The 12,247-nt window shown below is 65.3% G+C and carries 11 protein-coding genes; 10 read left to right on the top strand and 1 reads right to left on the bottom strand.

The window, feature by feature from the left end:
• Window positions 1–77: 77 nt before the first annotated feature.
• The 8 genes from ftsZ to ileS all read left to right on the top strand — a co-directional run bounded on the left by ftsZ (window position 78) and on the right by ileS (window position 8,924).
• Entirely contained in the window at window positions 78–1,337 is a 1,260-nt protein-coding gene (ftsZ, locus tag IEX78_RS21365; protein ID WP_188830836.1) for a cell division protein FtsZ, read from the top strand.
• Between the two features lie 115 nt (window positions 1,338–1,452).
• The gene (gene pgeF / locus IEX78_RS21360; RefSeq protein ID WP_188830835.1) at window positions 1,453–2,187 is read left to right on the top strand and encodes a peptidoglycan editing factor PgeF; all 735 of its coding nucleotides are present in this window, start codon (window positions 1,453–1,455) and stop codon (window positions 2,185–2,187) included.
• A gap of 83 nt (window positions 2,188–2,270) precedes the next feature.
• Window positions 2,271–3,023, top strand: coding sequence for a YggS family pyridoxal phosphate-dependent enzyme (locus IEX78_RS21355; RefSeq protein WP_188830834.1), 753 nt, complete (start codon window positions 2,271–2,273; stop codon window positions 3,021–3,023).
• A 162-nt stretch (window positions 3,024–3,185) separates the two neighbouring features.
• Window positions 3,186–3,938, top strand: coding sequence for a cell division protein SepF (locus IEX78_RS21350; RefSeq protein WP_188830833.1), 753 nt, complete (start codon window positions 3,186–3,188; stop codon window positions 3,936–3,938).
• Window positions 3,939–4,027: 89 nt separating this feature from the next.
• Window positions 4,028–4,333 carry a YggT family protein gene (locus IEX78_RS21345; protein WP_188830832.1) on the top strand — a complete coding sequence of 102 codons (306 nt, stop codon included), beginning with the start codon at window positions 4,028–4,030 and terminating at the stop codon, window positions 4,331–4,333.
• Between the two features lie 60 nt (window positions 4,334–4,393).
• Window positions 4,394–5,248, top strand: a complete 855-nt coding sequence (wag31, locus tag IEX78_RS21340; protein ID WP_188830831.1) for a DivIVA-like cell division protein Wag31 — start codon at window positions 4,394–4,396, stop codon at window positions 5,246–5,248.
• An 83-nt stretch (window positions 5,249–5,331) separates the two neighbouring features.
• Window positions 5,332–5,526 (top strand): hypothetical protein, encoded by a 195-nt coding sequence (locus IEX78_RS21335; RefSeq protein ID WP_188830830.1) that lies wholly within the window; start codon window positions 5,332–5,334, stop codon window positions 5,524–5,526.
• Between the two features lie 263 nt (window positions 5,527–5,789).
• Window positions 5,790–8,924 carry an isoleucine--tRNA ligase gene (gene ileS, locus IEX78_RS21330; protein WP_188830829.1) on the top strand — a complete coding sequence of 1,045 codons (3,135 nt, stop codon included), beginning with the start codon at window positions 5,790–5,792 and terminating at the stop codon, window positions 8,922–8,924.
• Window positions 8,925–9,142: 218 nt separating this feature from the next.
• Here ileS and IEX78_RS21325 read toward each other — a convergent pair whose 3' ends face one another.
• Complete coding sequence (locus IEX78_RS21325) at window positions 9,143–10,018, bottom strand: UTP--glucose-1-phosphate uridylyltransferase (RefSeq protein WP_188830828.1); 876 nt, start codon at window positions 10,016–10,018, stop codon at window positions 9,143–9,145.
• A gap of 166 nt (window positions 10,019–10,184) precedes the next feature.
• Here IEX78_RS21325 and IEX78_RS21320 point away from each other — a divergent pair, with 166 nt between their 5' ends.
• Together IEX78_RS21320 and IEX78_RS21315 are read left to right on the top strand one after the other, a co-directional pair.
• On the top strand, window positions 10,185–11,483 hold the full coding sequence (locus IEX78_RS21320) for a DNA polymerase IV (protein WP_188830939.1): 1,299 nt from the start codon (window positions 10,185–10,187) through the stop codon (window positions 11,481–11,483).
• 48 nt (window positions 11,484–11,531) lie between these two features.
• A complete protein-coding gene (locus tag IEX78_RS21315; protein WP_188830827.1) occupies window positions 11,532–12,029 on the top strand; it encodes a WKL family lipoprotein in 498 nt (165 codons plus the stop codon).
• Window positions 12,030–12,247 lie beyond the last annotated feature (218 nt).

Raw genomic sequence — 12,247 nt, 5'->3', positions numbered from 1 at the left:
CAGCAGTCGGATACTTGACATAACGCCAACCCTATGGTTGATGTTGAGGGTTTTAGATCGAAGGAAGGCGAGAGCCCATGACGCCCCCGCACAACTACCTTGCAGTGATCAAGGTCGTCGGTATCGGCGGCGGCGGCGTGAACGCCGTCAACCGAATGATCGAACAGGGACTCAAGGGAGTCGAGTTCATCGCGGTCAATACCGATGCCCAAGCATTGCTCATGAGTGATGCCGACGTGAAGCTCGATGTGGGTCGTGAACTCACTCGTGGCCTTGGCGCAGGCGCCGACCCGGAAGTGGGTCGTAAAGCGGCAGAAGACCATAAGGACGAGATCGAAGAGGTGCTCAAGGGCGCCGACATGGTCTTCGTTACCGCGGGCGAAGGCGGTGGCACCGGTACCGGTGGCGCACCCGTCGTCGCCAGCATCGCCCGGAAGTTGGGCGCGCTCACCATTGGTGTTGTCACGCGGCCGTTCTCGTTCGAGGGCAAGCGTCGCGGCAACCAGGCCGAAGTGGGCATCAACCTGCTTCGTGAATCCTGCGACACCCTCATCGTGATCCCGAACGACCGCCTTCTGCAGCTCGGCGACGCCGCCGTCAGCCTCATGGACGCGTTCCGCTCGGCAGATGAGGTGCTGCTCAACGGTGTTCAGGGCATCACCGACCTCATCACCACCCCGGGTCTGATCAACGTCGACTTCGCCGACGTCAAGTCGGTGATGTCCGGCGCTGGTTCTGCGCTGATGGGCATCGGCTCGGCAAGGGGCGAAGGTCGCTCGGTGAAAGCCGCTGAGACCGCGATCAATTCGCCGCTGCTCGAAGCATCGATGGACGGCGCGCATGGCGTGCTGCTGTCGATCGCCGGTGGCTCTGATCTTGGGTTGTTCGAAATCAACGAAGCCGCTTCGCTTGTGCAGGAAGCAGCCCACATTGAAGCCAACATCATCTTCGGTACCGTCATCGACGATTCACTCGGCGACGAGGTCCGGGTCACGGTGATCGCGGCGGGTTTTGACGGTGGCGGCCCCTCGGTCCGTCGTTTCGAGCCCAATGTGGCGTCGGCCAGGTCGGGCAACAACCCCATCGGCACCGCGCGTGCTGGTGAGATCGGGCAGTCGCGTCCGGCCGAGCCGGTGCGTGCCGCCGAGCCCGCGACCAGTGCGGTGTCGAGCGCGCGTACCGCGCCCGCGCCCACCTACCGCGACACCGAGCGGTACCGAGAGTCGGAGCGTCAGCGGGTCACCCAAGACGCGATGAACCGGGTTGTCGAGCCCGAGCCGCGCACCGACGGCGACGACGATGACGACATCGAAGTGCCGATCTTCATGCGGCGCTAGTCGAACGGTTAGCTGAATCAGGGCGCTGGGACTCTCCTAGCGCCCTTTTTCGCGTTGGACGGCCACGTTCGGGCGTGGTCGGCCACACTCCGCTCAGCGCACTACGCTCGTCGGTATGACCACCCCGCCCTCAACCACCACAGTTCGTCGGGTCACCACCACCCGCGCGGGCGGCTTTTCTGCCCCGCCGTATGACTCGTTCAACCTCGGCGACCACGTCGGCGACGATCCAGCTGCCGTGGCGCGCAATCGAGTTCGCCTTGCCGAAGGTATCGGGCTGGCCCCGGAGCGGCTCGTGTGGATGGAACAGGTGCATGGGCGCAACATCGAGATCGTCGACGGCCCGCGCGACGAACCGGTGCCCGTCACCGACGCGCTCGTCACTACCCAGGCCGACCTCGCGCTCGTCGTCCTTACCGCCGACTGCGTTCCGCTGCTGCTGTCTGACGACGAAGCGGGCGTGATCGCCGCGGTCCACGCTGGTCGCATCGGCGCGCGCATCGGCATCGTGCCACGCGTGCTTGACGCGATGGTTTCGGTTGGCGCGTCCATCGACCGCATCGGCGCGTTCCTCGGACCTGCCGCGTCCGGTCGCCAGTACGAGGTGCCCGCCGCGATGCGCGCCGACGTGGAAAAACACCTCCCAGGCAGCGCGACAACGACCGTCCGCAAGACCCCCGGCCTCGACCTGCGCGCGGGCATCAGCCGTCAGCTCACCGAAGCGGGCGTCGCTGGCATCGCGCTGGACCCGCGCTGCACGATCGAGGACAAGACGCTGTTCAGTCACCGTCGCGGTGCGCCGACCGGCCGGATTGGCAGCGTGATCTGGCGCGATTCCGGATCGCGCTGAACGCGCTGGTTCGGGTACCCCCGATCCGCCGCTGAACGTCGCGAACACACGCCCTGCTGGGCCGCAGCACCGAGAGGACCGAGATGTCTGAACCGTCCATCACCTCGCACGCGCCGGACCGTGCCGATGACCTGCGTAGTCGCCTCGACGGGCTCGTTGACCGCGTCAACACCGCGACCGCCAACGCCGGTCGCGCGCCCGGCTCGGTCAAGCTGTTGCCGGTCACGAAATTCTTTCCGGCGAGCGACGTCGAGATTCTCTACGACCTCGGCCGACGGGAATTCGGGGAATCGCGTGAGCAGGAGGCGAGCGGCAAGGTCGCCGAGCTCACCGCAAGTGGCCGCGACGGGATCGAATGGCACATGATTGGCCGGTTACAACGCAACAAGGCGAGGTCGGTCGCGAAGTGGGCGCACACCGTACATTCGGTCGACAGCGAACGGCTAGCAAACGCGCTTGACCGGGGTGCGAGCGAAGCGCGGGCAGTCGGCGAGCGTACCGCGCCCCTGCGTGTGCTGCTGCAAGTCAGCCTCGACGCCGACCCCACGCGCGGGGGTGTCGCACCCGACGAAATGTTGGCGCTTGCTGATCTTGTGGAGAAGGTCGAAAGCCTCACCTTGGCCGGTCTGATGGCGATTCCACCCCTTGACACAACGCCAGAAGCAGCTTTTGCGAAGCTTGCGAAGTTGCATGCCTCGCTCTTGTCGCAACACGCCGACGCGACTGAACTTTCCGCAGGTATGTCGGGTGATTTGGAGATCGCGGTCGCCCACGGCTCGACCTGTGTGCGTGTCGGAACCGCCCTCATGGGCGGCCGACCGATAACCTCGCCTTAGCAAAGAAACCTCATCAGTCACATTTGACACATACGATTGGGCAGACGAGGCGCTGAGCAAGAACTTCAACACCCGGCCGCCACCGGGCAGAAGGAAGGTCGACCATATGAGCGAGCGGAGCGAGCGAATCAGTCCCGTCGTGGACGCTGGGCAGGTGGGGGCATGAGCACGCTGCATAAGTTCAAGGCGTACTTCGGCATGGTCCCGCTCGACGAGTACGAAGACGACTACGTCGACGACACCGCACCCCGGGTTGCCGACGAGCGCGCCGCCGTGCGTCCTCGCCAGCGCAGCTACGACCGGTACGCCGAAGATCGCTACGGCGTCGACCGATTCGACGACGAGGATTACCCCAAGCCCGCCTACCAGCCCACTTACCAGGCCCGCCGCGACGACTTTCTCGGCGACGCCTACGGTGATGACCGCTACGAGGCGCCTCGGCGTCCCACGCGCATCGACACCGCGCCGTCGTCGGGGCAACGGTTCCGGCCGGGCGGCGTCGCACCAGGTATGCGCGGGTCAACCCGCGGTGCCCTCGCCGTCGACCCCGACGTTGAGGAGCGCAGGCTCGATGAGCGCATGCGTCCCGAGCAGACCGCTAGGAGCCGTCCCGGGATTTTTGAGGACGGAGGATCCTTGTCCAAGATCACCACGCTGCGTCCGCGCGACTACAGCGAGGCCAGGATCATCGGTGAGCGTTTCCGTGAGGGCAACCCGGTCATCATGGACCTGGTCGACCTGAGCAACGCCGACGCCAAGCGGCTCGTCGACTTCGCCGCCGGACTCGCCTTCGCGCTGCGCGGCAGCTTCGACAAGGTCGCGACGAAGGTGTTCCTGCTCTCACCGGCCGACGTTGACGTATCAGCCGAAGAGCGCAGGCGCATCGCCGAAAACGGTTTCTACAACCAGAAATAGGCGCTAGCCACGTTCACCCAAGATGGCCGCCCGCGCACCGCGCGGCGCGGCCATTTTGCACGTTGCCCGATTTACGGCAGAGTGAACATGTGGCCCCCCTGTTCGCGGTTCTCTACGTGGTGATTCTCGTCTTTTGGCTGTTGCTGATCGGTCGGGTGCTCGTTGAGCTCATCCGCAGCTTCGCGCGCGATTGGCGGCCGAAAGGTTTCGTCGTCGTTATCTTGGAAGTGATCTTCACGGTCACGGATCCGCCGGTGAAACTCCTGAGGCGCGTGATACCTCCGCTGAGGTTGGGTGGCGTTTCCCTTGACCTTTCCATCATGGTGCTCGTGATCCTGCTGGGTATTCTCATGCAGGTCGTGGGTAGCCTCGGCTCGTCCGTGACCTCCGTGTGACATAATGAAACGAGAAGACCGCTTGCTAGATCTCCAAAAGACGCGTGAAGGGATCCTTCGATGCCGCTGACTCCAGCCGATGTGCATAACGTCGCGTTCAGCAAACCGCCGATCGGTAAGCGCGGCTACAACGAGGATGAGGTCGATGCCTTCCTGGATCTCGTCGAGCAGGAGCTGTCGCGCCTGATCGAGGAGAACGCCGACTTGCGTCAGCGGGTCGCCGAGCTCGAATCCGAATTGGCAGACGCCAAGGCTAACCGTGGTTCGGCTCCGGCCGCCGTCAAGGCCCCCGTTCAGCAGGCGCCGCCGCCCGCACCCGAACCGATCCCGCAGCCGGTCCCTGCCGCGCCGCCGGTTCCGATGCCGGTCGCCGCACCCGCGCCCGTTCAGGGTCCCGACGCGAACATGCAGGCCGCCAAGGTCCTCACGCTCGCGCAGGAAATGGCCGACCGCCTCACCACCGATGCCAAGACTGAGGCCGAAGGCCTGCTGTCGAACGCGCGGGCAAACTCTGAGCGACTCGTCGGCGACGCCCGTACACGCTCGGAAGCGATGATCGCCGACGCGCGGCAGAAGTCCGACGCGATGCTCGCCGACGCGCAGAACCGGTCCGACACCCAGATCCGGCAGGCCAAGGACAAGGCGGAGGCGCTTACCGCCGACGCCGAGCGTCAGCACGCCGAGATCATGGCCACGATCACCCAGCAGCGCACGGTGCTGGAAAGCCGGATCGAACAGCTCAAGACCTTCGAGCGCGAGTACCGCGTGCGGCTCAAGTCGTACCTGGAATCGCAGTTGGAAGAGCTGGAGAACCGTGGCTCGGCCGTCCCGGTCGACGGCGGCGAGTTCGCCGGTGAAACTAACGGTTCCAGCAACAATCTCGCACCGTCCTCGTTCGCCAAGGGCGCCAAGTAAACTGATACCCGGGTCGCGCGACAGCACCGTCGCGCGACCCGGGTACGCCCAACTCTGGGCCGTCGGTTTGCTTGGGAGGCGGCATGCTCGTCTTGACGCTCGGTCTCGCGGCAGTCGGTTTCGGACTGCTCGTCGCGTCACTGGCCACCGGTTCTGTTATCTGGGCATGGGGATGCATCGTGATCTGCGTGATCGGTGCCGCCACGTTGCTTGTTGGCGCGCTCTCCACGCGCAGGCCAGATACGGCGGTGCGGTCCAGGCACGCGAGGCGGGGATAATTCGGTAGACGCCGCGCGTTAGTATGGAAAGTACTTACGACGTTGATCCGGCTATCACCGGGGAGTCTTCGGAAGAACGGCGAGTTCGCTCGCTCAGTAGAACCGAACGGGTGAGCCCGTCACAGCTCGCAACGAGAGGCTCACGATTTCGCTCGTGAGCAAACGGGGTGGTACCGCGGTATCGACGCACCCGCGTCGGCATCGTCCCCGTGCCCACCAATCGCGTCCCACCGGGCGCGGTGAGCACGAGGAGCAGATCCGCGATGGCGGACACCACTTCCGGCGGTTACCCCCGCGTCGACTTCGGTACGGGCACCTTCCCGGAGCTTGAGCAGCGTGTGCTCGACTTTTGGGCCGCCGACGACACTTTCCGCGCCAGCTTGGCCAACCGCGCCGACGCTGATGAGTTCGTCTTCTACGACGGCCCGCCCTTCGCCAATGGCCTGCCGCACTACGGCCATCTGCTCACCGGCTATGTCAAAGACCTGATCCCGCGTTTCCAAACCATGCGCGGCAAGCTCGTCGACCGCCGATTCGGCTGGGACACACACGGTTTGCCCGCTGAGATCGAAGCCGAAAAGCAGCTCGGCATCACCGACAAGTCGCAGATCGACGAGATGGGGCTCGCGGAATTCAACGCGGCCTGTCGTTCGTCGGTGCTGCGCTACACCGGCGAGTGGCGCGACTATGTCACCCGCCAGGCGCGCTGGGTCGACTTCGACAACGACTACAAGACCCTCGACCTCGACTTCATGGAGTCGGTCATGTGGGCGTTCAAGTCGCTGTTCGACAAGGGGCTCATCTACCAGGGCTTCCGCGTGCTTCCCTACTCCTGGTACGAGCAGACGCCGCTGTCGAATCAGGAAGCGCGCCTTGATGATTCATACCGCATGCGCCAGGACCCGGCGGTCACAGTCGACATGGTGCTCAGCGTGCCTGCCGAGCATCCGCTCGCCGCGCTCGACGGTGCGAACGCGCTGATCTGGACAACGACGCCGTGGACGCTGCCGTCCAACCTCGCCATCGCCGTCCACCCCGACGTGCGCTACGTACACGTGCGCGGTGCCGACGACAAGCGCTATGTGCTTGCGGCAGAACGGCTTTCGCACTACTCGCGCGAACTGGGCGACGAGCCGGAGGTGCTCGGCGAATACGACGGTGCCGCGCTCGCTGACCTGAGCTACGCACCGCCGTTCGACTTCTTCGTCGGCCATCCCAACTCGCATCGCGTGCTCACCGCCGACTACGTGACCACCGATTCGGGCACCGGCGTTGTGCACCTCGCGCCCGCGTTCGGTGAAGAGGACATGGACGTCGCGACGGCGGCGGGCATCGAGATCGTGCAGCCGCTCGACCCGGCGGGCAAGTTCACCTCGATGGTGCCGCCGTACGAGGGCCTGATGGTCTTCGATGCGAACCCGGTGATCATCAAGGACCTCAAAGCGGCGGGCAAGCTGCTGCGTCACGAGACCATCGAGCACTCCTACCCGCACAGTTGGCGATCGGGTCAGCCGCTGATCTACATGGCGGTGCCGTCGTGGTTCGTCGCGGTCACCAAGTTCCGCGACCGGATGGTCGAGCTCAACCAGCAGATCTCGTGGGAGCCCGAGCACATCCGCGACGGCCAGTTCGGCAAGTGGCTCGAAAACGCGCGCGACTGGAACATCAGCCGCAACCGGTACTGGGGCGCGCCGATCCCGGTGTGGGTTTCGGACAACCCGGAGTACCCGCGCGTCGACGTGTACGGGTCGCTTGACCAGCTCGAAGCCGACTTCGGCGTGCGCCCGACCGACCTGCACCGCCCGGTCATCGACGAACTCGTTCGCCCGAACCCCGACGACCCGACCGGCAAGTCGATGATGCGTCGCGTGCCCGAGGTACTGGACTGCTGGTTCGAGTCCGGGTCGATGCCGTACGCCCAGGTGCACTACCCGTTCGAGAACAAGGAATGGTTCGAAGGCACCGCCGACGCGGCAGCGCACAGCCCTGGCGACTTCATCGTCGAATACAACGGGCAGACGCGCGGCTGGTTCTACAACCTGCACGTGCTTTCCACCGCGCTGTTCGACCGACCCGCGTTCAAATCCGTTGTCGCACACGGCATTGTCCTTGGTGACGACGGTTTGAAGATGAGTAAGTCGAAGGGCAACTACCCCGACGTCAACCAGGTGTTCGACCGCGACGGTTCCGACGCGATGCGCTGGTTCCTGATGGCGTCGCCGGTGCTGCGCGGCGGCAACCTCATCGTCACCGAGCGTGGCATCCGCGAAGGTGTCAGCCATGCGATGCGACCGCTGTGGAACGCGTGGACGTTCCTGCAGCTCTACGCATCGAAGCCGGGTGTGTGGCGCACGGATTCGCCGAACGTGCTCGACCGGTACATCCTCGCCAAGCTGGCCGTCACGCGCGACGTGATGACCGAGGCGCTTGAGGCGTACGACATCGCCGGTGCCGCCGAGGAACTGCGCGCCTTCGCTGACGCGCTCACCAATTGGTATGTGCGTCGGTCACGTTCGCGGTTCTGGACCGAGGATCGCGACGCCGTCGACACGCTGCACACGGTGCTTGAGGTCGTCACGCGACTTTCCGCGCCGCTGCTGCCGTTGATCAGCGAGGTCATCTGGCGTGGGCTCACCGGCGAACGCTCGGTGCACCTCACCGACTGGCCCGCCGAGACCGACCTGCCGCACGACCCCGAACTGGTCGCCGCGATGGACGAGGTTCGTACCGTGTGCTCGACGGTGTTGAGCCTGCGTAAGGCGAAGAACCTGCGAGTGCGGTTGCCGCTTGCCGAGGTCACGATCGCCGCTGGTGACGCTGAGCGGCTCGCGCCGTTCACCGAGCTGATCGCCGACGAGGTCAACGTCAAGCGGGTCGATCTGACCACCGACGTTGCCGCGCACGGCCGCTTCGAACTTGTCGTCAACGCGCGTGCCGCCGGTCCGCGCCTTGGCAAGCAGGTGCAGACGGTGATCAAGGCCGTCAAGGCGGGGGAGTGGAGCGAATCCGCCGACGGCGTCGTTGAGGCGGCGGGCATCGCGTTGCTGCCGGAGGAGTACACGCAGCGCCTCGTCGCGGCCGAACCCGAGTCGACGGCGGCGCTGCCGGGCAACGCGGGTCTGGTTGTCCTGAACTCGGTTGTCACCGAGGAACTGGAAGCCGAGGGTTGGGCACGCGACCTGATCCGCGACCTGCAGGAGACCCGCAAGGCCCAAGGCCTTGAGGTTTCCGACCGCATCGCACTGGTGCTTGACGTGCCCGCGGACCGACTCGCATGGGCCCAAACCCACGGCGACCTGATCGCGGGCGAAGTGCTGGCGACGAGCCTGTCGTTCGGCGAGGCGGCAGACGGTGCCGAACTGACCGGCGGCGTGCGCGCCGCGGTGAAGAAGGCGTAGGTCTAACCACGAAAAAGGCGGAACCCCTCGGATAGGGGTTCCGCCTTTTTCGTGTCTACCCGGAATGGGCGTCGACATAGCGCACAATAAATGGACGCTGACGACGCGCGCCGAAGCGCGGGAGGGGGACCAATGCGTCGAAAGATAGTGCGCCGCTTAGCTTTTGGTTTTGTAGCGACCGTGGTGGTGAATGTCTTGCTCGCGCGCTGGTAGCCGACTTAGTCGATCAATTGCCGCAGCAACGGCCCGTACTCCGGATGCGCCAACGCCGACGCGAACTGGGCGACGAGATAGTCCGCCGGGTTCCCCGTGTCGTACCACCGCCCCTGAATCACCTGCCCGTACACCGCGTGCGCGGCGGCGTAGGTGTTGATCGCGTCGGTGAGGTACACCTCGCCGGACTGGTGCTCGTACCACTTGTCCGTCTCCGCCTGGAGTTCCTCGATGATCCCCGGCGTCACGACATACCCGCCGATGGCGGCGAAAGCGGACGGCGCATCTTCGGGCTTCGGCTTCTCCATCAACCCGGAAATGCGCAACAGCCCGTTGTCGAGATCCTCACGCACCACGGGCACGCCGTAGCGCTGCGACTCGCCCGGTTCCATCGGGAGCAGCGCGAGGACCGGGCAACCGGTGGTCTCGTACGCGGTGATCAGCTGCTGGGCGCGCGGTACGTCGGCGACGAAGACGTCGTCGGGCCATAGCACGAGCATCGGCTCGTCGCCCAGGTTGCGTGCGGCGTTGAGCACCGGCGTGCCGTTGCCGTACGGGCCGTGCTGGTCGAGATAGGTGATGTGGCCGGCCCGCGACAGCTCGCCCACTTCCTCAACCGCGTCGGCATAGGCCGACTTGCCGTCGGCGCGTAGCTGCGCGACCAGCGCCGGGTTCGGGCGGAAGTGGTCTTGGATTAGCGACTTGCCGCCGCTCACGACAATGGTGATGTCGGTGATCCCGGAGGCGACGAGTTCGCGCACGGTGTGTTCAATGACCGGCTTGTCGCCGACCGGCAGCATTTCCTTGGGAATCGCCTTGGTCAGCGGGAGCAAACGTGAACCGATGCCCGCCGCCGGGATGACAGCCTTGCGGATCTTCATTCCTCGATCATCACACACTTACGGTGCTGGTCGGGGTGCCACGACTCGCCTAGGTGTCGGTGGGTCGGGCTAGATTGGCGATGTGCACCCGTCTACCCCCGGCTCAACCGGCCTGACCAGGCAAGACGCGGCGGTAACCGCCCGTCGCTGGGTGCTGCATATCGACATGGACGCCTTCTTTGCCTCAGCTGAGCAACTCACGCGGCCCACGTTGCGCGGTCGGCCGGTGCTCGTCGGTGGGGCTGGGCCGCGCGGGGTGGTCGCTGGGGCGAGCTATGAGGCGCGAGTGTTTGGGGCGCGGTCGGCAATGCCGATGCATCAGGCCCGGCGGCTTGTTGGGCCGAGCGCGGTGGTCGTCGCGCCGCGCGGAATCGTGTATTCCACGCTCAGCGGGCGGGTGTTCGAAACGCTGCGCGCGTCGGTGCCGGTGTTGGAGACGCTGTCGCTTGATGAGGCGTTTGGCGAGCCCGCCGAGTTGGTTGGGGCGAGCGTCGCCGAGGTGGAACAGTATTGCGCCATGCTGCGCGCCGCGGTGTTGGCGCGCACCGGCCTTACCGCGTCGATCGGCGCTGCCACCGGTAAGCAACTCGCCAAAATTGGGTCTGGACTCGCGAAACCCGATGGGATGCGGGTCATTTCGCCCACCGAGCAAACCGCGTTGTTGGCGGGGTTGCCGGTGCGCAAGCTGTGGGGGATCGGGCCGGTCGCCGAAGGTCGCCTGCGCGGACTCGGTATCGAGACCGTTGGCGCGTTCGCCGCGTTGCCGGAATCCGAGGTCGCCGCGCTGCTTGGCGGTGCGGTCGGGCTCGGGCTGCATCGGCTCGCGCGTGGCATCGACGACCGGCCGGTCGCTGAGCGGGCTGAGGCGAAGCAGATCAGCGCCGAGACCACCTACGAGCGCGACATCGTCGGCATGGCCGACCTGCGCGCGGCGATTACCGCGATGGCCGCGCACGCGCATCGTCGGCTGGAACGCGACGGCAGGGCGGCGCGGACGGTCGTTTTGAAGCTCAAGAAGTCGGATATGAGCATCGTGACGCGGTCCTTCACGCTGCCCTATGCCACCACCGAGCTAGCCACCTTGACGGCGGCCGCGCAGCGTTCAGCGATCGATCCCGTCGAGTTGGGAGCCATTCGACTCGTCGGTGTCGGCTACGGCGGGTTGTCGCAGATTCGGCAGGAATCGCTTTTTCCCGAGCTCGACCAGGCCGTTCCCGAGGATGTTGCCGAAGTGGAACCGCCGCCGAGCGCCGAGCAGATTCCGTCCGAATCGCCGACGGACGGGTGGAGTCAGGGGCTCGACGTCGAACACCCCGAGTTCGGGCACGGTTGGGTGCAGGGCGCGGGATATGGCGTGGTCACCGTGCGATTTGAAACAAGTTCCACCGGCCCCGGGCAAGCTCGGACATTTCGGGCCGATGACCCGGCGTTGACGCGGGCCGATCCGCTAGCCAGCCTGCGCTAGGGAGTAGCCTCGGCTGGGCAATTCTCCTCGAACGTAAAGGACGAGCAGTTGAAGCTTCGAACGACCGGACGTATCGCGATCGCGGGCCTGGCTATCGTCACCGCGCTTGGCCTCAGCGCATGCAGCGACGACAAGGGCAGCAGTTCCACCGCGAAAACCACAACGAGCGCGAAGGCGTCGGCTTCAGCAAACGCCGACCTTCCCCCGGTGCCTACTGTCGACCAGCTCAACCAGCAGCTCAACATGGCGTTAGACCCGTCGGTGCCGAACGAGGAGAAACTCGACTTTGTGCAGGGCGGCGGCGCTGACCCGGAACTGCCGAACCGGTTGGCGCAGGCCGCTAAGGACGCGAATGTGCAGGTGCAGGTCACCGAGGTCACGTCGTTTGGTGACTCGGTAAACGCGAAGGCGAACTTCACGGTAAACGGCCAGACCAACGTGGTAGATGTGCCGTTCGTTGCTGAAGATGGGAAGTGGAAGGTACAGAAGGCTTGGGCTTGCACGATGCTGCAGAACTTGGGCCAGCAGTCGGTGGCGTGTAGCTGAGGTTTCGCCTTCCGTCGGGGTGGTTGCGTCGGGAGGTAGGGGCCGCCGACATCTGTTTTGGAGTTATACGCCGGATTGGTGAGTGGCTGGGTCTCTCATCAGGGCACCAGTTAGAAGAAAGTTCACGTCAACTGTGTTTTTGGCGCGCTGGCGCGCGCGTGTCGCGGCCCTCAGGTCCGTCCGTTCAGGCACCGTTGCTTGCTCCTTCGTCGCCTACG

The sequence above is a fragment of the Nocardia camponoti genome, assembly GCF_014646135.1.
GTDB lineage: Bacteria > Actinomycetota > Actinomycetes > Mycobacteriales > Mycobacteriaceae > Nocardia > Nocardia camponoti.
The sequence above is the reverse complement of the archived record's forward strand: the minus strand, read 5'-3'. Positions and strand labels throughout refer to the sequence as shown.